This is a genomic window from Bartonella sp. AC10YNML, from assembly GCF_042196825.1.
GTDB lineage: Bacteria > Pseudomonadota > Alphaproteobacteria > Rhizobiales > Rhizobiaceae > Bartonella.
Genome location: NZ_JBHIRA010000006.1, coordinates 77,709 through 102,676 on the forward strand (window position 1 = coordinate 77,709; position 24,968 = coordinate 102,676).

Below are 24,968 nucleotides of genomic sequence, written 5' to 3' on the forward strand. Positions count from 1 at the left end.
TCGTCAAGGTGAATTCAATTATTATTTTTAATTTTCCACGATCTTCCCACTAAAATTTTCAGTACTCAAAACTATGTAATAATATAACATTTTGTTGACAAACGTTATATTATTACATAGTTTCCAAAATAATAAGCAACGATGGTAAAAAATATGGATCTGCACTTCAATAAGACAACATTAGGCTATAGGAATAGAATAGCAATAAAGAACTTTTCAGCAAAGTTAAAAGCTGGTTCATTGGTTGCAATAACAGGTGATAATGGCGCTGGAAAATCGACACTGCTAAAAGCCATCGCCGGATTGATTAAACCTCTTAAAGGAAAAATTACAAAACCAAAAAAAAGCCGCATTGCTTATCTTGCTCAGCAATGTCATGTAGATCAAACATTTCCAATTGATGTGAAAACGCTTATCAAAACAGGGTTATGGTCCTTTTGTGGATTATGGAAAAACCAACGCCCTTATGATTCTAAGATTCAGAATGCGCTTGAAATGGTTGGACTCTCAGCACTTGCCACCCGTTCGCTTGAAACATTATCAGGTGGGCAATTACAACGCGCTCTTTTTGCACGTATCATTGTACAAGATGCCAATATTATTTTGCTTGATGAACCTTTCAATGGTGTAGATCATAATACCCAAAAAGACCTTCTTGCACTGATCACATACTGGCAACAGCAAGGACGCACAATTCTCACAGCACTCCATAACCCTCTCATCGTGCAAGAATTTTTTCCCCAAATGATTCAAATTGATCAACAAAACGCCTTTTATGGAGAAACAACACAGTTTTTAAACAACACCCTTCATCACGTTATGCCACCTCTCACCTCCAATTCTTTCCCTATTAGCGCACAAAAACAAAATCTTCTCATTAATGATCCTCTCTTTCTTAGGTTATAAGACGTGTATGCATTTTTTCTTGCCCCCTTTGTTGATTTCCAATTTATGCAAAACGCTCTTATCGGCTCTATTCTCCTCTCTATTAGTGCTTGTCCTGTTGGTGTGTTTTTGATGCTCCGTGGAATGAGTTTGACAGGAGATGCTATCTCTCATGCCATTCTTCCTGGTGTTGCAACTGCTTTTCTCATTTGCGGCTTCTCCCTTATATCTATGACACTTGGTGGTATTTTTGCTGGCATTATTGTTGCTTTAGCAACCATTTTGATTTCACGAAACAGCTTTCAGAAAGAAGATGCATCCATGACCGTCTTTTATCTTATTGCACTCGCGGCAGGTGTTATTATTATCTCACTGAAAGACTCAACAATTGAGCTGCTTCATCTCTTATTCGGATCGGTTCTTGCACTTGATGCACAAGCCCTTTGGTTAATCACTACTATAATGCTGATTACACTATGCAGCCTTTGTATTTTTTGGCGTGCACTCGTTTTAGAAAGCTTTGACCCCCTCTTTTTTAAATCACTCTCTCCATTGAGTAAATATATTCATATTTCATTGCTTGGACTTGTGGTGCTGAATCTAGTTGGAGGCTTTCAATCACTAGGAACATTACTTTCCGTTGGCATTATGATGATTCCAGCCATTACAGCCCGTTTTTGGTTTTCACGGCTAGGCCCTATTTGCGCGCTTTCCACTCTTTTTGGAATCATTTCTAGCGTAGGTGGTCTCCTGCTTTCTTTTCATCTTTCACTTCCATCCGGCCCTGCTATCATCATTACCGTAGGATTTATTTATCTTGTTTCCTGTTTGATAAGTCCACGTGGCTTTATTGTAGCATGGTTTCCCCACCTCTTTTATACCTCCTCACTTTAAGGAAAAAAACGTGCCTAAATTTGCTCAAAAATTTGTTCTTCTTGGAGCTTTATTGCTTGCCCTTTCTCCATTTTCTGCTTCTGCACACAATAAAATACAAGTTGTTGCAAGCTTTTCTATTCTTGCCGATCTCGTAAAAAATGTAGGAGGCAACCATATCTCTATGACCACTTTTGTCGGGCCCAATGCGAATACCCACACTTATGAACCGACCCCTCATGATGCTCAAGCTCTTAGAAATGCTCAAATTATTTTCATCAACGGACTTCATTTAGAGGGGTTTATTGACCGTCTCATCACAGCAAGCGGTACAAAAGCACTCCTTGTCGAGGTTAGCGCTAATATTCCCCCCCTCGAAATGAAAAAACAAGAACATAATGCCCATCATCACAGCGTTATTGACCCACACGCTTGGCAAACAATTCCCAATGTTGAAATCTATGTGAAGAATATTGCTGCTGCTTTTTGTAAAATTGATCCACAATCCTGCACCAGCTACAAAAAAAATGCCGAAACCTACATCCAAAAACTTAAAATAGCACAAGATACCCTGAAAACAAAAATTGCTACCATTCCTAAAGATAAACGTATCATTATCACATCTCATGATGCCTTTGGCTATTTTGCCAAGGAATATGGTTTTACTATCCTTGCTCCTCAAAGTGCTTCAACAGAAACTGAAGCAACCGCAGCCGATGTAGCCAAGCTTATTAAACAAATTAAAGCGAATAAAGCAACGGCCCTATTCGTTGAAAATATCTCTAATCCTCGTCTCATAAAACAGATTGCAAAAGAAACAGGTTTAACAATTGGTGGAACACTTTATTCTGATGCATTGTCAAACAAAAATGGCCCTGCAGCAACTTATCTCGATATGATGGAACATAATGTGAATACCATCATTGATGCTATCACAAAACATTAAGATCTTCTATAAAAGAGATAAAAAAGAGTTCATAAAATCGTAAGTCTATGGTTATGTTACTAATGATGCCCCAACAGCTATAATTGATAACATTGATATGAAATAAAGTTACTTTTACAGAGAAATTTATACTCTATAGATTCTAAGATAGATAAAGTAAGTAGATTTATTGCCTCATGGTGCCCAAACTGTTAGCAGTAGCATTCTATTTTTCAATGCTTCTTTTACAATAACTCTCGACACTTGAAAGATTCATAAGAAGAATTTTGTGTCTCTTTCTTAAAGTATTTTTATCTATCCAACTTCATTTATAACATGCAAGTAGAATTGTGTATGAATAAAAACCACTTGAAGAAAAAATGCCTCTTATGAAGAGTCTCAACACAATAATTGTTGCAATGTTGGAGACTGAAAGAGAGTATGATGATGGCCCAAGCTTGTATTTTTATACGCATAAAGATGGCAATACACAATGGATTTTATGTTATACTATTTATAAACGACTGCGTGAAAAAATAGTTTGAACAACCTAGCAAGATATTTTTTTAAAAAAGTGCGTAAATTGGCAACCCAACAGCCTTCTGTTTAGGTATTCTGTTTTGTATGAGAGATGCAATTTTATTCAACGAACGTAAAAAAATGTGCTCGGCAATGCTTAATCGCCATTATGTAAGAGACATTGGCTTAGATGTTTTTGAAAATCGCAATACTAAATTAAAAGATGAGGCTAAAGATAAAATCTATTTTTTATTTGATGCTTTCATATTCTGCCTAAATTAAGCTGTCTCCTCATTTTAGAAATTACACAAAACTGAATACAGCACTGAACCGTCTTCATATTTGTCTCAAACATACTGCTGTATAAAGTTTAGGTTGATTTATAAGCAACAAAAAAGCACGCGCTTTATAAGAAAATAATATCATAAAACCATTAATAGACTGGCAATATATTGAAAAAATATACCAGCTTTTATAAAATGCTTTGCAAAACAATAATATAACTGCCTTTGTCCCTACTGATTCTTATAGGTGTTCGCACCAATCCCTTATGTTATATTCATAAAGATCTGTTTTAGGATGATCTATAGGCAATTTTTAACTCAAGAATATAGAAAGATCGATGAGATGTTACAGATGTATTTCATCTGCTTTTATCGCTAAAAGCAATGAAAATTCTAAAATAAGCACACCTTCTATCTCTCAGTGATTTTTTGCAACTTATCAGATACCCTTGCTGAGAATTACATAGTGATTTACATGAGAAAAAATAAACTTGCAGCATGCGCGCATAGGTTTCTCTCTAATTTATGTGATTGGTAAAAAAAATAAATGCTTCTTATAGGAGCTCTGAAACTATTTTAGATCATATGGCCAGCAGTAAAATAGAATGCGCCTATTCTCGTAGAGACTATTTAGAACAGCGTCGTATTTTATGGATCAAATAGACTTTTTATGTTAGGGATCAAAGCTCAGATATGGGGCGCATCCTCCCTTATCTATGACTCATTTTTTCTCTCTATTTCTCTCATTTACTTTTATAATACACATAAATTATTACATCAATAAACATATGATAATATGTTGTTTTTTATAACAAAATTATAAATGAGTAAAAATTGGTTAATAAAGATTTATTCTATATTGATATTTTTTTATAATGAAAATGATGTTTGAAAATTATATTCTTCTTATAGACCATGAAAATGTAAAATTTCTTCATATAAATGTTTTGACATTCTCAGCGCCACGGAACAATGGATCATTACCAAAAGTGTTAAAATTTTGTTTTTAATCCCATCGGTTACAACCTGAGTTTGTAAATGTAATTGAGCAAGTCAAAACACACCATTATCATGACGCAACATAAAAGAGAGTCGTATCACATCAATTAATGCTTACTTATTATTTGTGCGCTTTCCTGTGTTTTTATTAAAAGTATGAAAATTCTGATGAGCAACTGTGAAACTTAGTTTTTGACCATAGTCGTGTGTCAAGCGTTCTTTTATTTCAATCGTAAAGATGATACCATTCCAACGCGTTAAAACATGGCAACCTGTTCCAATAGGCTTGATAAGCTCAATTTTTGTGTGAAAGACAGGCCCTTTATCTGGATGTTCGCCCAATAAGATGATCTCAGGTCTGAAGGCTAAAAGATCAGTTTCTTCGCCATAAGAAAATGAATGCCCTAAATGTTGTTCTAAGACATGGCGATCAAGAAAATTCATAGGAGGAGAACCAATGAAATCAGCAACAAATGTTGTTGCTGGAGTATCGTAAATTTCCATTGGTGTTCCAATTTGCTCGATAGCTCCTTTATTCAAAACCACTATTCTATCAGCTAATGTCATAGCTTCTAGTTGATCATGGGTAACATAGAGGCTCGTTGTTCCTAATGAACGCTGTAGTGTTTTTATTTCAATACACATTTGCGCCCGTAATTTTGCATCAAGATTTGAAAGAGGTTCATCAAAGAGAAAAACACGGGGTTGACGTACAATCACACGCCCCATTGCAACACGCTGACGTTGTCCTCCTGATAATTGTCGTGGTTTACGATCAAGAAATGGTTCTATCTCCAAAAGCTTTGCAGCATGTGCGATACGTTTTTTAATTTCTTCTTTAGGAGTTTTACGATTTTTAAGACCATATTCTAAGTTTCCACGAACTGTCATATGGGGATAAAGGGCATAATTTTGAAAAACCATAGCAATATCACGATCAGCTGGTTCACGATCATTGATACGTTCGTTATCAATGCATAATTCACCTGAGGTGACTTGTTCAAGTCCTGCTATAATACGTAATAAGGTTGATTTTCCACACCCTGAAGGACCGACAAGAACAAGAAGCTCTTTATCTGCAATAGTTAAGTTTAAATCATCAATGACCAGAATGCCGTTGTCATACTGTTTTTTTATATTTGATAACTGGATTATGGCCACAATTACTTCTCCGTTTCAATAAGGCCTTTGATAAAAAGCCGCTGCATGAAGATAACAACAAGAACAGGGGGAACCATGGCAACAACCGATACTGCCATGAGTATATTCCATTGAGGATCATGTTGAAGTGATTCGACAATAAGCTGTTTTAAAATAATAAGGATCGTTTGATGATTTTGATCCGTTGTGATGATAAGAGGCCAGAGATATTGTATCCATCCATAAATGAACATAATGATAAATAAAGCAGCGATATTACTTTTACTAAGAGGAAGAAGAATATCCTTAAAAAATTTAACTGGACCTGCACCATCAACACGTGCCGCCTCTAAGAGTTCATCTGGAACAGTCAAAAAAAACTGGCGAAATAAAAATGTAGCGGTTGCAGATGCAATAAGTGGAATAATCATTCCACTATAGGTATTAACCATCCCCAATTTTGCAACAATCTCATAGGTTGGAAGAATACGAACTTCGACAGGGAGCATCAATGTAACAAAAATAAGAACAAAAGCAGTTTTTCGGAAGGGAAAGCGCATGTAAATAATTGCATAAGCAGACAAAAGTGAAATAATAATTTTTCCAATACTAATCCCAAGAGCCATAATGAATGAATTCATTAAAAGTGGCCAGAGGTTGGGCAAACCCAGCTGTGCAAGGCCATCACCAAAGATTGTTTTATAATTTTCCAGAGCATATTTCCCAGGCAAAAGAGGAAGTGTTCCTGAGGTAAATGCTGCTGAACTATGAGTTGATGCAATGATAGCAACATAAACTGGAAAGCAAATAATGATAATACCAACAATGAGCGTTATATGGGTTATAACTTTCAAAACAGGGCGATTTTCAACCATAATTTGTTTCCTAATATTGTACACGGCGCTCAATCCAGCGAAACTGGATAAACGTTAAGACAATAACCATCAACATCAATAGTGTTGATTGTGCTGCCGATGCACCGATTATTTGATTTCTAAAGCCATCATCATATACTTTATAGACGAGGATGCTCGTTGCACGCGCAGGACCTCCAGAAGTTGTATTATCAATAATACCAAAAGTATCAAACATAACATAATTGACATTGACAATAAGAAGGAAAAACGTCGTTGGTGAAATTTGTGGGAAGATCACAGTCCAAAATCGTTTAAAGGGACCAGCACCATCAATGGCGGCTGCTTCTATTTGAGAACGCGGAACAGACTGAAGACCTGTAAGAAAAAAGAGAAAATTGTAAGAAATCTGTTTCCAGCTAGCCGCAATGACAATAAGAAGCATCGCTTGAGTGCCATTAATACGATAATTCCATAAAACCCCTATTTTTTCGAGAAGAAAAGGGATAATCCCAATAGTGGGATGAAAGATAAACAACCATAATATACCGGCCAATACTGGAGCAACAGCATAGGGCCAGAGCAAAAGCATTGTATAAGCCTTTTTTGCACGGATGACACGATCAACACAGACAGCTAAGAGAAGTGATATTGTCATTGAAGCGACAGTAACTGAGATGGAAAATACTGCGGTTGTAAGAAGCGATTGCCGATAAGTAGGATCAGAAAGAACGGTTATATAATTTTCAAGACCAATAAAAGTTGTTGTAAAGCCAAAAGGATCTTCGCGTTCAAAGGATGATTTTATTGCCTGAGCAGCAGGCCAAAAGAAAAACAAAAAAGTCACAAGGAGCTGAGGAAAAAGCAACCCGTAAGAAAGGAGACTATTTTTAAAATATGCATGCTTTTCTTGCATTCGTAGGGCTCTTTAAATGTAGAGACTTTAAAAAGATAAACAAAAAGGACTCAACGATTTTTGTTGAGTCTTTAATGTTTAACAATAAAACGAAATTAATGATTGGATTTTTCAAATTCACGCAAGAGTTTATTTCCACGTTTAACGGTTTCATCTAAACCATCTTTCGGTGTTTTTGAACCACGAAGAACAGCTTCCAACTCTTGATCAAGAATAGTACGGATTTGTGGTAAATTACCAAATCTTATACCTTTCGAATTAACTGTTGGAGGATTAAGATTGATCTGTTTAATAGCTATATCAGCACCTGGCGTTTTTTCATAGAAATGTTGTTTTTTGCTTAATTCATAAGTCGCTTTTGTGGTTGGAAGATAACCTGTTTCTTGATGCCACCTTGCTTGATTTTCTGTTTTTGAAAGAAATTTAAGAAAAGCGGCTGCCCCTGCATATTCCTTTGGAGTATGTCCCTTAAACGCCCAAATAGAAGCTCCCCCAATAACTGAATTTTGCGGCGCTCCTTCTGCATCCTTATAGTATGGTAGCATACCAACCCCCACATTAAACTGAGCTTCAGAAACAATTCCAGCATATGATCCTGAAGATTGCATTAAAATTGCACAATTTTGTGCCATAAACATTGGTGTTGAATCTAATGCGCCAGCAGGACCACCATAGCGGAAAATACCTTGATCAGACCACTTTTTCAAGTCAGCCCACATACGCACTTGTAAAGGTCCATTAAATGTAAGTTCTGAATCAAATCCTTTAAAGCCATTTTCCTTCGTTCCAAAAGGAACATTATGCAACGCTGAAAAGTTTTCTATACCAATCCATTGAGCTGCATAAGTCATTGTAAAACCACACGTTGCCGCTTTAGTTTCAAGAATTTTTTTGGAAAAATCTTCTATATCTTGCCACGTTTTAGGAGGCTGTTCTGGATCAAGCCCTGCTTTTTTAAAGATATCTTTGTTATAATAAAGGATTGGTGTTGAAATATTGAATGGCATAGAAACCATACGCCCCTGTTCATCGGAGTAATAGCCACTAATAGCAGGAAAATAATCTGTAGGATCGAACTCTTGTTTTGTATCAGCCATAAGTTGATAAAATGGATAGATTGCGCCTTTTGCTGCCATCATAGTTCCAGTACCAACGTCATAAATTTGAGCGAGCACCGGCTGTTTCTTTCCACGAAATGCTGCAATGAGTGAAATCAAACCCTCTTCATACTCACCGCGATATGAAGGAATAACTTTATATTCAGATTGACTCGCATTAAAATCGTTAATGAGACTTTCAGTTTCCTTTCCTAGTTCACCACTCATAGAATGCCAAAAACTAATTTTTGTCTGCGCGAAACCTTCTGTTATTCCCGCTGTTGTTATTATGATAGCAACCGTAGCTACTATGGAAAGATAAAAACGACTCATGGTTCACCCTTTCTGAAGTGATGGAATACAAACTACCCCTAAATTTATAGTATCACACATGAACATGCCATGCCGATTTTATTATAAAAATATGCTGGCTCATTTAAACAGGAACCACCAAAAGGTCAAATGAATTTGTTTAGATTTATTCGTTTTCTTTTATAAGCTTTCTTATGTATTCATGAGTCATTCGATTGTAAATATTTAAAAAAATGAGAAGGTTTAAATAAACAAGGAAATAGGTAAAAAGATATATATCGTAAATGTTATTCAATGACTATTGTAATATTTGAACTTACTTTTTAAAAAAAGAGTTGTTTATTATTTTGTTATTTGTCTTATAACTTTCGATTTATGCCTTAAAACGGTGTTGATACTACATTGAACAAAGAGATAAATAGACTTTTTCTTAAAATGAAGAAAATTATTTTAAAGTATTTAATGGCCTCCTTCCCTGATAATGGGGTCATGCCCTTCATGCAAAACAAAACGGCTTTGTCTTACAAAATTTTCATGCTGTTAAAAAATCTTTCAATACATCTATATCTCATGATAGCTTCTATAAAATGGAATATTAAAGTCCCTCCACTAAAGTGTATAAAACTTTTTGCACGCCATCATTCTTATGCTTCAAAAAGTGAAAAACAGCACCACTCTATGAACCCTCATGCTTCAACAAGTCTTGCATTTGAGAATGTTTAAATGAAAATTTTTATTCTTTTCTCACGAGATATTTATCCACACACCAAGCCTACTTGTAATGTGCAAGTGAATGATTTTGATTGATCCATTGTAAAAAGATTTGAAATGAAAAAAACTTATATGTTAAGAATTCTCATTCAACATGAAAAACTATTAATTATCATTATAAATTAATGTGTTATTGTTACGTGTAAAAAAATATTTCTTGTTTTCTTCCATTAAGCTCGCTTTATGAAGCGTACAAGGATTTCTTTTATAAGGTATATATTTTTTACCTTTGTGCTCGCAATGTCAATGCAAGATCAGGTTGATCTGTCGTAATATAATGTACAGGCATATCAAGCCAATGTGATAACCGAGCTTTTCCATTAATTGTCCATACCCCTACAATAAAATCAGCCTCAAGAGCTGATTCAATAAAATCCTGTGTAACAATAGAGCCATTTAAACTTAGATCAGTATACCCCAATTGTTTCCATTCAGAAAAATGACGGTGCATATCACCTTCAAAATTATCAACACATGGACCAGATGGTATTCCTGCCTCAATAAAAGGACGAAGAACTAAAGGATCAAAACTAATTGCAGAAACCCGTTCTGTTAAATTGCGGCTTTTTATGAGCGCAAGCGCTTTTTGAGATAATATTGTTTCACGCTCCACTTCACCACATGTTTTGATTTCAATATGTAACGCAACATTCGTTGGTGCTAGAAGATCAAGCACCTCTTCTAATAAAGGAGGTGCTTCTCGGCTACCTTTCACGCAGAGTTGTTTGCGTGTTTCATTATCAATGTCGTGAATATATCCCTTTTTGCCAACCAATTGGTCTAGATGAAAATCGTGAAAGACAACCACCTCACCGCTTTTTAGCAAATGAACGTCGCATTCAACTTCATCAACACCTAACGCTATAGCATTATTAAATGCCGAAAGGGTATTTTCAGGATAAAGATGAGCTCCTCCACGGTGTGCAACAATTTTTTTCTCAGACATGCAAAATTTCATACTTCTCACTTTTCAATATATTGACGTACAGATTTTCAGATAAAGACTTATATCAACATGAAAATGCACAATAATTTTTAAATATTTTTTCTACATTTTTCTGAATATCAAACCCTCAGTCATATTTTATTCTGAAAAAGGCTTATCCTTCATTTCAATTATTCCCATTCAATGGTACCAGGAGGCTTTGAGGTTACATCATACACAACACGATTAATTCCTCTAACTTCATTAATAATACGTGCTGCTGTCTTACTTAAAAATGCCATATCATAGGGATAAAAATCAGCGGTCATTCCATCTACAGATGTGACAGCGCGAAGAGCACAAACAAATTCATAAGTGCGATCATCCCCCATAACACCAACAGTTTGAACTGGAAGAAGAACAGCAAAAGCTTGCCAAATTTCATCATAAAGTCCGGCCTTACGGATTTCCTCAAGATAAATAGCATCTGCTTCGCGTAAAATTTCTAATTTTTCACGTGTTACAGCACCTGGACACCGAATTGCAAGGCCGGGACCTGGAAAAGGATGGCGACCAATAAACTGCTCCGGTAGCCCTAACTCTCGCCCTAGCGAGCGAACTTCATCCTTAAAGAGCTCACGCAACGGTTCTACAAGTTTCATCTTCATCTGTTCTGGTAGTCCACCCACATTATGATGGCTTTTAATGGTTACCGTTTCACCAATAGCAGACACACTCTCAATGACATCTGGATAAAGTGTTCCTTGTGCTAAAAACTCTGCACCTCCTATTTTTTTTGTTTCTTCTTCAAAAGCTTCAATAAAAAGGCGACCAATTGTTTTGCGTTTTTTTTCTGGATCTGTCTCACCTTTTAAAGCATTAAGAAACACATCAGCAGCATTAACGTGAATAAGCTCTATATTATAGTGATCACGAAAGAGCGTGAGAACTTCTTCAGCTTCATTCTTGCGCATCAGCCCATGGTCTACCAAAATACATGTCAGTTGATCTCCTATGGCTTCATGAAGGAGTACCGCTACAACAGATGAATCCACTCCCCCTGAAAGACCACAAATCACACGACTTTTCCCAACTGTTTGTCGTATTGTCGCAATTGCCTGCTCACGATAAGAAGCCATTGACCAATTACCTTTAATAGCAGAGATCTTATGAACAAAATTTTGCAAAAGTTTTGTACCATCTGGTGTATGGATAACTTCAGGATGAAACTGTACCGCATAAAAATGCCTTTTCTCATCAGCAATAGCCGCATAGGGAGCACCTTTTGAGGTTCCTATGACACGAAAACCTTCTGGTAAAGCTGCCACACGGTCACCATGGCTCATCCATACTTGATAACGAGAACCTTTTTCCCACACTCCACCAAAAAGGGCACTCTCTTCTTGAACTTCCAAAAAAGCGCGCCCAAATTCACGCTCATGTCCAGCTTCAACCTTTCCTCCAAGCTGAATACACATGACTTGTTCACCATAGCAAATACCCAGAATCGGAACACCCGCCTCAAAAATTTCCATTGGAGCACGCGGAGAGCCCTCATCAATAACGGAATAAGGACTCCCTGATAAAATAATAGCTTTAGGATTTATGCGGCGCACAGCTTCTAAAGCCAATTGAAAAGGAGTAATTTCACAATACACTCCCATTGCTCGTACCCTTCGTGCAATAAGTTGTGTAACTTGTGAACCAAAGTCAATAATAAGAACAGTGTCTGGATGTGATATGCTCATAGAAAACCAATCAACAATTGTAAAAGAAAACTCATGAGAGTTATGATTCAATCTTTCTCTTTTCACAAGCCTGTTTTCTTAAGAAAAAGATTATTCTCGTAAAGTTTATGATAAAAAGTGTAAAAATATGGATCAATGTTTTTTTTGCAACACAGATAAAAAGAACCCATCTGTTTGTGTTGTGGCCGGCGACAAAGTAAGTCCATAATTTGAAAAAACTGGTTGCACAGGAGAAAAACTAAAATGTTTCTGCCAAAGCGCTGGCATATCTATTGGAGAAAAATGAGAATGTTGTTGAAGGAAATGGGAAATTTGTTCCTCATTTTCATCTGTAAAAAGAGAACAGGTAATATAGATTAGGCGCCCATTTGGCTTAAGATAAGCTATCGCTTCATTCAAAATATCCCTCTGTTCTGTTTGGCGTTGTTTCACCTGTTCTAATGTTAAACGCCATTTCGCATCTGGACGACGACGCCATGTTCCTGTCCCACTACAGGGTGCATCTAGTAGAACTCTATCCATCTGGCCTATTAATGGCTTCAATTCTTCTTTTTGTGCTCGTACTTGGACATTACGAACACCAGCGCGTCGAAGACGATCAAAAATAGGAGCTAGGCGTGCTTTATCAGAATCATAAGCATAAATTTGCCCACGATTGTTCATATCAGAAGCTAAAGCTAATGTCTTTCCACCAGCACCTGCACAATAATCTAATACTTGCATGCTTTCTTGCGCTTCTACAAGATGAGCAACAATTTGAGATCCTAAATCCTGTATTTCAAAGTATCCTTTTTGAAAAGCTGGTTCCACTTGAACATTGGGATGACGATTAAACTTTTCAATCGGTGCAATTCTTAAAGCTTGCCCAAACCATGGAAAAGATTTAAGTTTGGTTTTTGCTAATTCTTTCAGCACCTTTTCTGGTGTTGCCTTTAGGTTATTTACCCGTAGGTCTAAAGAAGGACGCGTTGCTAACGCAGCCGCTTCAGTGATCCAATTATCACCAAATAAAGGACGCAGATGCACTTGACACCATTGCGGAATATCACCACGAATATAGTCTGGAGCATCCACTAATTGCTGACCTTGCCACGATTTACGCTGTTTAGCCCCTAATAACTGCGGTGCAAACCGATCTTCTGCCAACTCACCGTCAATTTGCTCCAGCGTCATTTTTCCAGAATCTAATAAGGCACCAAAAACGATATCTCGGATATCATCACTCTCCATACGCCATTGTAAAGAATAACGTCGTCTTAAAACATCATAAACGATTGTACCAATGGCTGCACGATCACCTGCTCCAGCAAAGCGATGAGAAAGACCCCAATCCTTTAAAGCTTCTCCTACTGGGCGATGCTTCATTTCTATCTCTTTGAGAATATCTATTGCTGCTTGCAAACGCCCACCTAATCGCACTCATTTCTCCCATTAAAATAATAAAATTTTAAATCATCTAAAAAAATAATATTATCTTCTTCTTGCCAATGAAACCTTCTCAAAGCCATAAAAATTTACATTCAATATTAAAATTATCTGATCAAACTTTTTATAAAACCCAATTTAGAGTATCTAGATTTCTCCCTTTATCGTTTTGCCCATTTCCTTTTTATCCTTCTACCTCTTATACTAAAAGATACGTAGCCATCCATAAAGAACTTATTTCCGCCATGCATTATGCAAAAAACAACCTCTCTATCATTGTGTAAAATAAAATTTACGAAGATTATCTGAATAACAGAAAAAGCAAATATCTCCCATCTTTTGATGGCTATCCTTCTGAAAAAATAGAAAAAATATTTTCATAAAATTAAACAAGTTCATCTGACACTCATCAAAAAATTAACTTTTTAGAAAATGCTTGGAACCACTATTTGGCATGACCGTTTTTACTCTACTGGCAACTGCCAGGAAATTTAAAAGGAGAAAATAATGACTTATAATAATGGAAAAACAACTTCATCTAAAAGCCGTCATAATACAATGCCCTCAAACAACGGAAAGAAATCCGTCCAAAGTGATCAGACAAACACTCGCCAACGTGCGTCAAAGACTGGACGGAAGACAACAAAAAGTTAATTCTAATTGTATATAACTTATTTCACATAGTCTAGAAGAAAGAATTAGAGTTTTAGTCTCTAATTCTTTCCTTTTAGGATTTTATTCCAAATCACAAACAGAAAGAAGAACAGCCTCTCTTTTTTGTTCTCGGAAGATTTTATATTTATGCAATATGATGCTAGACTCTTATTTCTTCAAACAGGCCCACGGTAGTTTGGACTCTCCCGAGTGATAGAAACATCATGCGTATGACTTTCATGGAGTCCTGCATTCGTAATACGAACAAACGTTGCTTTTTCACGAAACTCTACGAGATCTTTTGCCCCAACATACCCCATCGAAGCGCGAAGTCCACCAGCAAGCTGATGTAGAACTGATGCTATAGGACCTTTATAAGCCACCTGCCCCTCCACACCTTCAGGAACCAACTTAAGTTCATCACGAACGTCATCTTGAAAATAGCGATCAGCCGATCCTCGTGCCATAGCACCAACAGATCCCATACCGCGATAGGCTTTAAAAGATCGACCTTGATAAAGATAAACTTCTCCAGGACTTTCTTCTGTACCTGCTAAAAGAGAACCAATCATCGCTGCACAAGCCCCACCCGCTAAAGCTTTAGCAAAATCACCCGAAGCTTTGATCCCACCATCTGCAATTATGGGAATGTCCGCTTTTTCAGCAGCTTCTGCAGCATTCATAATGGCTGCAAGTTGAGGTACTCCGACACCAGCAACTATACGCGTTGTGCAAATAGAGCCAGGACCAATTCCAACTTTTACCGCATCTGCACCACTGTCAATCAATGCCTGCGTTGCTTGAGCAGTCGCCACATTCCCAGCAATAACAGCTGGAGAGGAAGTCATCTTTTTAATTCGTTCAACAGTTTCTAACACACGTTGAGAATGTCCATGTGCTGTATCAATGACCAGAACATCAACGCCTGCGTCAATGAGACGTTCAGCACGCTCAATCCCATCATTCCCAACACTACTAGCCGCTGCAGCACGCAAGCGCCCTTGAGAATCTTTAGCAGCATTCGGATTTAATTTCGCTTTTTCGATATCCTTAACTGTTATCAGTCCGACACAGCGATTCTGTTCATCCACAACTAATAATTTTTCAATACGATGATGGTGTAAAAGATACTTCGCTTCATTGAGTTGAACATTTTCACGCACTGTAATTAAATTTTCATGCGTCATTAATTCATAAATTTTTTGTTTGGGATCCGATGCAAAACGCACATCCCTATTGGTTAAAATGCCAACAAGCCGTCCAGCAGTTTCACCTTTAGCACCATTTTCAACAACCGGAATACCGGAAATACCATGAGAGCGCATCAAAGATTTTGCTTCTTCAAGTGTTGAATCTGGTCCAATTGTGACTGGATTAACAACCATACCAGATTCAAACTTTTTTACTTGGCGAACTTCTTCTGCCTGCTCTGCAGGAGACATATTACGATGAATAACCCCAAGACCACCAGCTTGAGCCATAGCAATTGCCAAACGCGATTCTGTTACCGTATCCATTGCCGCAGAAAGCAATGGCAAATTGAGCTTAATATCCGCTGCAATGCGCGTACTGAGATCCACTTGACTAGGCATAACAAGAGAATGACCGGGTTGTAAAAGTACATCATCAAAAGTTAGTGCCAATGCACCTGTCCCCGTTTCAACAATCTTTGCCATATCAAATTCCTTTTATAATAAAACACCGCAAGAAGCTTTAAACTACAACTGCGGTTCTCATACATGGTAGATTGGCAAAAAATTATGCCATGCTACAAACAAAATGAAAAGAAAAATAAATATTTTTTTTAAGTGTGGTTTATAAAGATTTACAATTGTGATTCAATAGGTAACCAACTTATTATTTTTGCAAATGCGCGACGCCAAAAATTGCTTTCTGGCTCATAGTCAATGCTATATTTTTTTTCATTTTCAATAAAATCCCAATAAATACGATTATTATCACCAAGACGCAGATGATAGCTCATTTCCCCTGTGGTTTCTTCAGAAAACAACAAATCTAATCTTTCTGTAATGGGAGCACATTCAAAAAGAATGCCCATTTCTGTATTTAATGATGCTGATCTTGGATCAAAATTTAAAGATCCAATAAAAGCTGTTTTATGATCAATTAAAAAAGCTTTTGCATGTAAACTTGCCTTACTCGATCGAAACAATCGCAACCCATGAGTATTGCCTTCCGCTTTTAATTCATAAAGATTAACACCACTTTTCAACAATGCCTTACGATAAGGTACATAACCACCATGCACTAAAGCTACATCAGTAGCGGCTAAAGAATTTGTCAGAATTTTGACATTAACACCCTTTGAAACCAAATTACTAAAATTCTGCGTGCCAACCTTACCAGGAACAAAATAAGGAGACGTAATCTGAACCGTTTTTTTGGCATTTCCAATAACCTTTGAAAGTGCCTTCATAAGCCAATTACTTGCTTTTTTACGCAATGCTTTTTCTGGAGGATCAGAAAGAACAACAACTTTATCTGCTAAAAATAACCGCTTTCCTGTTTGGATAAAACAACTAAAGTTAATGTGTTCTTTGACATAATCTAAATAAACCTTTGCAACCTTGGAATCCCGAAATTTTCGTAATTTATCTCTCCAATAGCTAAGATCACTTGCGCTTTTAGGAACAACCAAAGTATGAATTGGCAAAACAACAGCACTATTCCAAAAATCATCAAAGATACTTTCCACCTTTTTAACAGAGGGACCGATTAACATCAAATCTAAATCTCGAAAATGAGATTCTTTACCAGCATCAAAATAAGAATCTGCAAGATTACGCCCTCCGACAAAAGCAACCCTACCATCAATGATAAAAGCTTTATTATGCATTCTACGTGTTACAGTAATTGCCCGTAATATAATTTCTAAACCACGGCGTAAACCACCTTGACGCGATCGCCCTGGATTAAACATTCTCACCTCAATATGAGGATGTTTATCTAGCGCAATATAAGCTGGATCACGTGACTGAGCATTAATATCATCCAAAAGAAGCCGTACCCGAACCCCCCGATCAGCTGCTTCAACTATTTCACTTAATAATAGGCGTCCCGTTAAATCATCGTCCCAAATATAATACATCAGATCAAGGCTACGCCCAGCCTCTGCAGCTCCTATTGCACGAACACAAAACGCATCCAAATTGCTGATAATGAGGGAAAGGGCATCTTTATCAATCCCCAATCCATTTTCTTCCTCAGCTAATTGACTGACGATACGATCAAGCTTAGTTTCATCTTTCTGAATAGGTAACGCATAAGAACATTGCCCCCTAGCATTTTTCACAAAACGCCCATAAGTGTAGATTGCCAACATAGATGCAATAAAAAAAAAGAGGACAAAACCAATAATAATCTGTAAAAGAGTCAAAGAGGGCAAACTTTCTATTTTAAACTATCACATCATCAGTAATGCAAACGATAACACTAATCACTTCATCTTAATCGTATAGCAGATAAAATGCCACCTCTTGCTTAAGAGAGTATAAATTTAATATTGATGATACAAAAATTTTAGCGGTAGTATTTAAAAGTTTTTAAAAATGCTTCTCTGTTTTAATAGTTTTAATAAATGCAAACTTAACCAAAACTGTATAAATTGAAACAAACGATTAAAATAGTCACATAAAATTTATATTTGATTTAAATCTACAAAATCATCCTCTATAGATAAATTTTACAATAAATGATTGTTTTCTTAAGATTCCCCCCACGAAATTTATCAAAATCCACTCTATTTTTTTGAAACTCATGCTTGTCATGAGGAGAAATTTGTTATGAATTTTACTTTCGTTCTTGATTTCTTATTGCTCTCAATTCTTCCATTTTTCTATAAAGTGTAGAGCGACCAATATGAAGGCGGCGTGCAATCTCACTCATATGTCCTTTATAATGTTTAACCGCTTTCTCGATAATATCATGTTCCATCTCTGCAAAAGTACGCACATGCCCATCAGTATTCAAAAATTTTATCGATTCTTGTTCATCATCTTCTTGCATATTACCCTCAATGATATTGGGAACATTCATTAATGAATTTCCCATTAATTGCGGAAAATCTCGAACCGTTAATAACGGTCCTTCACTGAGTAAAATCGCACGAAATAAAAAGGTTTCAAGCTCATTTCTATTGCCAGGCCAATCATACTGCATAAGCAAGGAAAGAGCAGAGCCTGCTAAACCATGGACATGTGATCGCCCTGTTTCTGTAATAATGCGATCAATCAAACGTTGTGTGATCTCTGGAAAATCATCCCTTAATTCTCGTAAAGCAGGGACGCTAATAGACAAATGAGAAAATTGTTCAAACAAACTATGCAAAAAAAAGTTCTCATTAACCAAATCCTTTAAACGTGATGTTGAAATAGCAATGATCCGAAAAGGAAAAAAATCTCCTTTTGTATCCCTTTCCCTTTCTTTAAGGTAATGAGCAAACCGTTTTTGCTGTATGGGCTCAAGTCGATCAATATCACAAAGGCAAAGTGTCCCTTTTTCAAGAGAAGAAACCAATGGCAGGAATTCTTTAAACCACTGCTGATTTTCTTCTTCTGGATCAACGATAGCTGAACATTGAAAGCGAATAAAAACACCCTCCGAGAATAATCCCTCATGATGAATAATCCGAGCTAAAGTCTCACGTCCTGTTCCAGCTTCCCCCTCTATCAAAAGATTCTGTAAAGAAGTTGCTGCTTGTCTCGATTGTTCTAACACTATCTGCATAGCCCTACTTTTTACGCAAAGATCAGAAAACCGTAAATGATTCTCTTTTTTTCGCCGAATATCTCGAACCTCATGCTCCAAGGCAGAAATAAGAGCAAGGATATCCAAAGTAACTCTTACGCGTAATAATGTTACTGGATGGATCCAATAATCAATAGCTCCAGCTGTTAAAGCTTTCTGGAGTAAATGCTGATTCTCTTGTTGTGCTATAACGACAATAGGAACAGAAACACCAGCAACTCTAATCATTTTAATCAAATCGCTCACACTCAAATCACTCATAACGACATCAAGGAGTGCGAGCACAATGTTTTTACGCCTGTGTAAAAGATCAATCGTACGGAGACCATTTTCTGCTTCAATGACACGATAACCAAAACCTCGCAGCATAGAAGAAAGTTCTATACGTCTTCCATAATCTTCACTCGCAACAAGAATGGGACCAACCATAATGTCAATAATCTCCTTTGAGACTACTCAGCAGCTTAATATAAAAATTGTTGTAAACCATAAGAAATATTTTACCTCTTGTGTTTCACTTACGAACTTCATCAAGCTGTCAATTAAATACAACATTAAGGCATTTTTTTCCATTTTTTTGCTTTTTCATTGATTTTCATCAAATTTTTCATATTGACTCATGGGATAATTTAATAATGTTATAGAAACTAGAGAGCAAAATAATCTAAATAGAGTGCAATAAATGAAACATACCTATCATATTTTATGTCTTACAATTACCGCCTTGCTGTTAAGTGCCTGTAACTTTTCGCGATATTATAACTCAAATATGCCAACAGGAATTGATGGAAAATGGGTTGATGAGAATGGTATTATTTCCTCCTTCCACAATGGTGTTTTTGAAACACATGCAGCAGATACAGAAGAAAAGCTATCAGAAGGAGCATATAATTATCTCAATGCTCAAAATATAGAAATTGAAATACGCTCTATTCTTCGTGGAACAATCTCTAGAGTCAATTGTACAATGTCATATGACTTCACACAACTTCTCTGCACCTCACCTACAGGAGCACAATTTTTTCTTAAACGAAAATCTTAGACAAAATATAAAATAAAGCTTTTTTTATAAGATAGACAAAATACATACATTAAGCAGGAGGTGTTCCTTTCTCCTCCTGACAGAGAATCTTCTCTCAAATACGTAAAGAAACTGATACAATCTCTATCCGTAGAATTTTCTAAACATTATGAAATGCGTAAAACATTCATTTTCTTCCACAAAATATCAGTAAGGCCACCTCACAATAAAATTGTAACTTTGTATCATTCAATCTATTTTAACCTAAAATAACATTTATTTGATAGGGAACCTTAATCTAAGCAGCGCCAATGCGCAAAAGATCATGAAAATGGACAATTCCTATCGGTTTTTTATCTTCAACCACGAAAAATGCACCAATCTGATGATCATTAATAAAAGCTGTTGCTGCACCAACAAGTGTATTTGGCTTTACAACTTTAGGAGCTTTGGTCATCACCTCGTCAACATTAAATTTTGATAAATTAAAATGAATGTTACGTGCAAGATCGCCATCAGTTACAATTCCGATTAGTTCACCTTCTTGATTCACAACACCAACACAACCAAAATGTTTTTCCACCAAAACATTCATCGCTTCAGTCATAGCTGTTCCCTGCATAACCAGAGGAATACTATCACCCTCATGCATAATATCACACACGTATTTAAGGCTTGCACCAAGAGAACCACCAGGATGATATATTTTGAAATCCGTTGCGGTAAAACCACGCATTTCTAAAAGAGAAACCGCTAATGCATCTCCCATTGCCAATTGCATAATTGTTGAAGTTGTAGGGGCTAAACCATGGGGGCAAGCCTCTTCTATCTTTGGTAATAATAGCACAATATCAGCTTGTCGTCCTAACACAGAATGCTCATTTGATGTCATTGCAATAAGAGGGATACGAAAACGTGCAGCATAGCTCATAATACCACTTAACTCTTGAGTTTCACCAGACCATGATAAAGCAAGAATAACATCATCAGATCCAATCATACCAAGATCACCATGATTGGCTTCTGCAGCGTGCACAAAAAAGGCAGGTGTACCAGTTGAGGCTAAGGTTGCTGCAATTTTTGTCCCTATATGACCACTTTTTCCAAGACCAGTAATGACCACATGTCCACGCGCATTTCTAATAGTTTGAACAACCGCTTCAAAAGAAGAAGAAAGACTTTCCAGAAGAGCTTTTTCAAGAGCTTCAAGCCCCTGCTTTTCACTAGCAAGTGTTTTAAGCGCTGATGCTACTGCACCTTGCAAAGCCATACGAGGAGACGGTATTGTCATAATCAAATTCGATCAATAAAATTAAGTGAGAGATCTATATCACTTTTCAACATTAATGGTTTCTAGTAAATTTTTCAATGAAGCAGAAACGTGGCTGTGCATATCAGCGCGTGCTAAAGAAAATGCAACGTTGGCTTCAATAAAACCAGCTTTAGAACCGCAATCAAAAGTGCGCCCTTTTACTTGCAACCCCCAAAAATCTTGCTCATTTGAAAGCCGTATCATAGCATCTGTTAATTGAATTTCATTTCCTGCTCCTCGTTCTTGAGTGGAAAGAATATTAAAAATTTCTGGCTGCAAAATATAACGTCCATTGATGTACAAATTTGATGGTGCCGTTCCTTGTGCTGGTTTCTCTACCATTTTTGTGATTTCAAAACCATTTGCAATCTGTTTGCCTTTCCCAACAATACCATATTTATGTGTTTCTCTAGGATCGCATTCCTGAACTGCTATAATATTTCCCCCACCTGTTTTTTCATAAAGGCTCATCATTTCAGAAAGACAGCCCTTTTTCGCCTGTATCAACATATCGGGTAATAATAAAGCAAAAGGTTCCCCTGCAACTAATTCACGTGCACACCAAAGAGCATGCCCTAGTCCCAAAGGTTGCTGTTGCCGTGTAAAAGACGTTGTCCCTGGCAACGGCTGTAAACGATATAAATGCGCAAGATCTTCTTTCTTTCCACATTCAGCAAGTGTCGTGTATAATTCAACTTGCGCATCAAAATAATCCTCAATGACTGCTTTGTTGCGTCCAGTCACAAAAATAAAATGCTCAATACCAGCTTCCCTCGCCTCATCCACAACATATTGAATAACAGGTTTATCAACAACTGTTAGCATTTCTTTAGGAATCGTTTTTGTCGCAGGAAGGAAACGCGTACCAAGACCTGCTACTGGGAATACTGCTTTCCGGATTTTACGCACACTCACCCTCCTCAATGAATTCATATAACTTTTTTGTTTTATTTATCATATGTTTTTACGAAATGGTAAAAAAGATATCTTATTGTTTTGATTATCATTATAATAGGCAATCAAAAATGTAAAAAGAATCTGAGAATTTATTGAAGGAATTAAAACGAATTATTTATTTCAGTTTTTTCCTATTCTTGATCATATTATCGATTAAACTAAATACAAAATAAAGTTATTGCACATCTAATGAATTGAATATTAATGGGGATTTCAAAATGCAAAAAACAGAATTGAAGAGTTTCTCTTTTTTTTTAGAGAAGTCAATAGCTTGGAGACCCCTTGTCACTGGCTCTGCCATTCTTTTGTCTGCTTTTTTAATGTTTTTTGCATCATTTTCACATGCGGATAGCGGATTTAAACACTGGATTAAAGAGTTTAAAAAAATAGCTATTGCTCACAATATTAGCCCTTCTACGTTTCATATGGCATTTAAAGACATTAATGCCATTGATCCAGAAGTTTTAAAAAGCGCCGCATACCAACCGGAATTTATTGCTCCTTCATGGAACTATTTCGATAATCGTGTCCATGATATTGCTATTATAGAAGGACGGCGCCAAGCAAAAAAATGGAATAAATGGCTTCTTCAAATTGAAAAACGTTTTGGTGTTGACCGTAATATTCTGCTTGCTATTTGGTCAATGGAAAGCAATTATGGGAAAATTTTAGCCAATAAAAGTGTCATGCATGATACCATTCGCTCACTTGCAACCCTAGCCTATGCCGATAAAAAACGCGAAAAATACGCACATACACAACTTATTTCTGCTCTGAAAATTCTACAAAGTGGTGAAATTAAACGCTCTCAACTCACTGGATCTTGGGCCGGAGCATTGGGACATACACAATTTATTCCAAGCAGTTATCTCGCCTATGCTGTTGATATAAATCAAGATGGACGGCGTGATATCTGGAACTTTGTTCCAGATGCTCTGGCTACTGCTGCTAATCTTCTTCACAAAAATGGCTGGCAACCTAATCTTATTTGGGGAGTAGAGGTAAAAGTGCCGCAGGGAAAAAAACTTCCTGAAGGCTGGTATTCCTTTGAACAATGGAAAAAATTAGGTGTAAAATACGCTAATGGGCATCCTCTTCCTACATTAGCTGAACAAGCAATGTTAAAATATCCAGATGGAGAAAAAGGACCTATATTTTTAGTCACAAAAAATTTCTTTGTTCTAAAACGTTATAATAATGCAGATCGTTATGCTCTTGCCGTTGCCCTTCTTGCTGATCGCATTGCTGGACGTCCTGGATTAGTGCATGATTGGCAAAGACCTTTTCAGCCTATTACCTTCCAAGAATGTAAAGAACTGCAATCTCGCTTAAGTGCATTGGGATATTATAAAGGAGATATTGATGGACAAATCGGAACAGCCTCTCGCAAAGCAATCAAAGCTTTTCAGCTGCATTACGGTCTAAAAGAAAATGGATATCCATCATCTCAAGTGCTTTTTCTCCTTCGCCAACAATAATGGAGAATAAGGTCTTGTCTCTTTTGCGTCTTATATACTTGATATTCTTACTGTTTTCATTTTCTATTGTGGGGATCATACAACCATCCCCAAGTAAAGCAACGAACTTCTTCAAATGGTTGTCACAACATAACAAACAGACGCAACAACCACCGCAAATTATAGAACAAAAAATAAACAAGCTGCAAAAAAAGATCGTAACACAAAAAAACATACAAAAGCTAAAAAATGAGAACGCAAAGCGCATTCTTGTCATAGGAGATTTTACAGCTTCTGCTGTTGCCGATGCACTTAAGAAGTTTTTTATAGATAATAGTGATATCGTTATTATGAACAACACAATGCCAGCTTCCGGATTAGTTCGAACTGATTATTATTCTTGGCAAAGCAATATTTCTAAACTCATTAATCAAAATAACCCCGATGTCATTATCATGATGATCGGGGCCAATGATAATCAACCCATCATAGACTCTCATAGCACGATTAACACAGATCAATCAGAATGGATGCACATCTACAAACAAAGAATTATCGAAATTGCTGAAAGTCTTCATGCCTCTGGAAAATCGTGGATATGGATAGGTCAACCTTCTTTTGGAAATGACCTTTTGACACAAAAAATGAAAATTTTTAATGCGCTCTACAAACAAGTAACAGAAACAGCAGGAGGATATTTTCTTGATATCTGGAGTGGCTTTAGTGATGAAGAAGGAAACTTTTCTTTTTCAGGCTATGATATTAATGGAAAAATGACCAAATTGCGCACCAATAATGGCATGCATTTCACTTCTGAAGGAAAGAAAAAACTTGCTGCTTATTTAGAAAAGCCATTGAAAAATATTTTAAATTTTCATGCCTTTTCTCATGAAAATTCTTACTCAACCGATCAAGTTATTAAAAAACTTATACAAGAATCAGAGAATCAAGAGCCAAGTAAAATTATGCGTCAGCCTCCAATGAGCCTTAATGATATGGTACAACAAAACACCCACCTCATAGGCAGAAAAAAATCAAGTTTTATAGAAAAATCATGGTTTCCACCAAATGGACATCAAAAAGATCGAGCTGATAATTTTTCTTTCCCATAATGTCTATTTAAAATA

General features: G+C 36.6%; 19 protein-coding genes. 7 read left to right on the plus strand and 12 right to left on the minus strand.

All coding sequences use genetic code 11. From position 1 onward, the window contains the following. The first annotated feature begins 153 nt into the window (after positions 1–153). From ACFINA_RS04730 to ACFINA_RS04740, 3 genes are read left to right on the plus strand one after another with little or no spacing between them, the layout of a single operon-like run. Complete coding sequence (locus ACFINA_RS04730; RefSeq protein ID WP_375615158.1) at positions 154–906, plus strand: ABC transporter ATP-binding protein; 753 nt, start codon at positions 154–156, stop codon at positions 904–906. Positions 907–909: 3 nt separating this feature from the next. Further along, positions 910–1,779: a metal ABC transporter permease gene (locus tag ACFINA_RS04735; RefSeq protein WP_375615159.1), complete on the plus strand. Its 870-nt coding sequence runs from the start codon at positions 910–912 to the stop codon at positions 1,777–1,779. 10 nt (positions 1,780–1,789) lie between these two features. Next, positions 1,790–2,704 carry a metal ABC transporter solute-binding protein, Zn/Mn family gene (locus tag ACFINA_RS04740; RefSeq protein ID WP_375615160.1) on the plus strand — a complete coding sequence of 305 codons (915 nt, stop codon included), beginning with the start codon at positions 1,790–1,792 and terminating at the stop codon, positions 2,702–2,704. 1,895 nt (positions 2,705–4,599) lie between these two features. Here the strand turns inward: ACFINA_RS04740 and ACFINA_RS04745 are convergent. The 7 genes from ACFINA_RS04745 to ACFINA_RS04775 all read right to left on the minus strand — a co-directional run bounded on the left by ACFINA_RS04745 (position 4,600) and on the right by ACFINA_RS04775 (position 13,667). Then, complete coding sequence (locus tag ACFINA_RS04745; RefSeq protein WP_375615161.1) at positions 4,600–5,646, minus strand: sn-glycerol-3-phosphate import ATP-binding protein UgpC; 1,047 nt, start codon at positions 5,644–5,646, stop codon at positions 4,600–4,602. 2 nt (positions 5,647–5,648) lie between these two features. Further along, positions 5,649–6,500: a sn-glycerol-3-phosphate ABC transporter permease UgpE gene (gene ugpE, locus ACFINA_RS04750; protein WP_375606762.1), complete on the minus strand. Its 852-nt coding sequence runs from the start codon at positions 6,498–6,500 to the stop codon at positions 5,649–5,651. 10 nt (positions 6,501–6,510) lie between these two features. Beyond that, complete coding sequence (gene ugpA / locus ACFINA_RS04755; protein ID WP_375606761.1) at positions 6,511–7,395, minus strand: sn-glycerol-3-phosphate ABC transporter permease UgpA; 885 nt, start codon at positions 7,393–7,395, stop codon at positions 6,511–6,513. A 95-nt stretch (positions 7,396–7,490) separates the two neighbouring features. Continuing rightward, entirely contained in the window at positions 7,491–8,825 is a 1,335-nt protein-coding gene (ugpB, locus tag ACFINA_RS04760; protein ID WP_375606760.1) for a sn-glycerol-3-phosphate ABC transporter substrate-binding protein UgpB, read from the minus strand. Positions 8,826–9,798: 973 nt separating this feature from the next. After that, positions 9,799–10,521: a glycerophosphodiester phosphodiesterase gene (locus ACFINA_RS04765; protein WP_375606759.1), complete on the minus strand. Its 723-nt coding sequence runs from the start codon at positions 10,519–10,521 to the stop codon at positions 9,799–9,801. A 170-nt stretch (positions 10,522–10,691) separates the two neighbouring features. Next, entirely contained in the window at positions 10,692–12,248 is a 1,557-nt protein-coding gene (guaA, locus tag ACFINA_RS04770; protein WP_375606820.1) for a glutamine-hydrolyzing GMP synthase, read from the minus strand. A gap of 132 nt (positions 12,249–12,380) precedes the next feature. Continuing rightward, positions 12,381–13,667: an RsmB/NOP family class I SAM-dependent RNA methyltransferase gene (locus tag ACFINA_RS04775; RefSeq protein WP_375615162.1), complete on the minus strand. Its 1,287-nt coding sequence runs from the start codon at positions 13,665–13,667 to the stop codon at positions 12,381–12,383. 513 nt (positions 13,668–14,180) lie between these two features. On the opposite strand from ACFINA_RS04775, the gene ACFINA_RS04780 reads away from it, so the two are divergent. Then, a complete protein-coding gene (locus tag ACFINA_RS04780; protein ID WP_273722522.1) occupies positions 14,181–14,327 on the plus strand; it encodes a hypothetical protein in 147 nt (48 codons plus the stop codon). 176 nt (positions 14,328–14,503) lie between these two features. Here ACFINA_RS04780 and guaB read toward each other — a convergent pair whose 3' ends face one another. From guaB to ACFINA_RS04795, 3 genes are all read right to left on the minus strand, one after another. Then, complete coding sequence (gene guaB / locus ACFINA_RS04785; RefSeq protein WP_375606757.1) at positions 14,504–16,003, minus strand: IMP dehydrogenase; 1,500 nt, start codon at positions 16,001–16,003, stop codon at positions 14,504–14,506. Positions 16,004–16,152: 149 nt separating this feature from the next. Beyond that, positions 16,153–17,724 (minus strand): phospholipase D family protein, encoded by a 1,572-nt coding sequence (locus ACFINA_RS04790; RefSeq protein ID WP_375606756.1) that lies wholly within the window; start codon positions 17,722–17,724, stop codon positions 16,153–16,155. A gap of 413 nt (positions 17,725–18,137) precedes the next feature. Beyond that, on the minus strand, positions 18,138–19,523 hold the full coding sequence (locus tag ACFINA_RS04795; RefSeq protein WP_375606755.1) for a sigma-54-dependent transcriptional regulator: 1,386 nt from the start codon (positions 19,521–19,523) through the stop codon (positions 18,138–18,140). Positions 19,524–19,776: 253 nt separating this feature from the next. Between ACFINA_RS04795 and ACFINA_RS04800 the strand changes: the two genes are divergently transcribed. Beyond that, entirely contained in the window at positions 19,777–20,136 is a 360-nt protein-coding gene (locus ACFINA_RS04800; RefSeq protein WP_375606754.1) for a hypothetical protein, read from the plus strand. Between the two features lie 277 nt (positions 20,137–20,413). Here the strand turns inward: ACFINA_RS04800 and ACFINA_RS04805 are convergent, their stop codons facing one another. Both ACFINA_RS04805 and ACFINA_RS04810 read right to left on the minus strand, forming a co-directional pair. Next, positions 20,414–21,406 (minus strand): SIS domain-containing protein, encoded by a 993-nt coding sequence (locus ACFINA_RS04805; protein ID WP_375610564.1) that lies wholly within the window; start codon positions 21,404–21,406, stop codon positions 20,414–20,416. Between the two features lie 39 nt (positions 21,407–21,445). Continuing rightward, positions 21,446–22,336 carry a UTP--glucose-1-phosphate uridylyltransferase gene (locus ACFINA_RS04810; protein ID WP_375606752.1) on the minus strand — a complete coding sequence of 297 codons (891 nt, stop codon included), beginning with the start codon at positions 22,334–22,336 and terminating at the stop codon, positions 21,446–21,448. Positions 22,337–22,602: 266 nt separating this feature from the next. On the opposite strand from ACFINA_RS04810, the gene ACFINA_RS04815 reads away from it, so the two are divergent. Further along, a complete protein-coding gene (locus tag ACFINA_RS04815) occupies positions 22,603–23,862 on the plus strand; it encodes a lytic murein transglycosylase (RefSeq protein ID WP_375615163.1) in 1,260 nt (419 codons plus the stop codon). Between the two features lie 14 nt (positions 23,863–23,876). After that, positions 23,877–24,953, plus strand: a complete 1,077-nt coding sequence (locus tag ACFINA_RS04820) for an SGNH family hydrolase (protein WP_375615164.1) — start codon at positions 23,877–23,879, stop codon at positions 24,951–24,953. The last annotated feature ends 15 nt before the right edge of the window (positions 24,954–24,968 follow it).

Coding starts and splice junctions, on each gene's coding strand:
- ACFINA_RS04730 (WP_375615158.1), top strand. CDS start 154: ATGGATCTGCACTTCAATAAGACAACATTAGGCTATAGGAATAGAATA.
- ugpE (WP_375606762.1), bottom strand. CDS start 6,500: ATGGTTGAAAATCGCCCTGTTTTGAAAGTTATAACCCATATAACGCTC.
- ugpA (WP_375606761.1), bottom strand. CDS start 7,395: ATGCAAGAAAAGCATGCATATTTTAAAAATAGTCTCCTTTCTTACGGG.
- ugpB (WP_375606760.1), bottom strand. CDS start 8,825: ATGAGTCGTTTTTATCTTTCCATAGTAGCTACGGTTGCTATCATAATA.
- ACFINA_RS04765 (WP_375606759.1), bottom strand. CDS start 10,521: ATGTCTGAGAAAAAAATTGTTGCACACCGTGGAGGAGCTCATCTTTAT.
- guaA (WP_375606820.1), bottom strand. CDS start 12,248: ATGAGCATATCACATCCAGACACTGTTCTTATTATTGACTTTGGTTCA.
- ACFINA_RS04780 (WP_273722522.1), top strand. CDS start 14,181: ATGACTTATAATAATGGAAAAACAACTTCATCTAAAAGCCGTCATAAT.
- guaB (WP_375606757.1), bottom strand. CDS start 16,003: ATGGCAAAGATTGTTGAAACGGGGACAGGTGCATTGGCACTAACTTTT.
- ACFINA_RS04795 (WP_375606755.1), bottom strand. CDS start 19,523: ATGGTTGGTCCCATTCTTGTTGCGAGTGAAGATTATGGAAGACGTATA.
- ACFINA_RS04800 (WP_375606754.1), top strand. CDS start 19,777: ATGAAACATACCTATCATATTTTATGTCTTACAATTACCGCCTTGCTG.
- ACFINA_RS04805 (WP_375610564.1), bottom strand. CDS start 21,406: ATGACAATACCGTCTCCTCGTATGGCTTTGCAAGGTGCAGTAGCATCA.
- ACFINA_RS04815 (WP_375615163.1), top strand. CDS start 22,603: ATGCAAAAAACAGAATTGAAGAGTTTCTCTTTTTTTTTAGAGAAGTCA.